This window comes from Janibacter sp. CoH_79_TC_3, assembly GCF_058197955.1.
This window is the reverse complement of sequence record NZ_JBXWIV010000116.1, coordinates 1-261: the sequence shown is the minus strand read 5'-3', so window position 1 is coordinate 261 and position 261 is coordinate 1. Positions and strand designations below refer to the sequence as shown.

Sequence of the window (261 nt, the reverse complement as noted above, 5' to 3'; positions counted from 1 at the left end):
ACCCCAACGGCTACCAGATTGCTGATTGTTTGCTGTATTTGTAGTAGTGTTAGTTTTATTTGCAGTATTTGTACTTGCATTATTTGTTGTATTATTTGTAGTTGCATTAGACTTAGGTGCTTCTGTAGCATTTGTCTTTGGCGCATCAGTTTTTGGTGTCGTAGTTGTTGTTGATTTTGTAGAAGGTGTTGAAGATTTTGTTGTACTAGCTGGAGCTTTGAAACTGCCACCGCCAGATTTTGCTTTTGCCATGCCAATACC

General features: G+C 38.7%; 1 protein-coding gene. It reads left to right on the top strand.

Translation table 11 applies throughout. The annotated features are described in order from the left end of the window. Positions 1-25: 25 nt before the first annotated feature. The coding region (locus tag AC2FA3_RS15310) for a hypothetical protein (RefSeq protein WP_490510333.1) at positions 26-261 on the top strand (236 nt) is incomplete at its 3' end.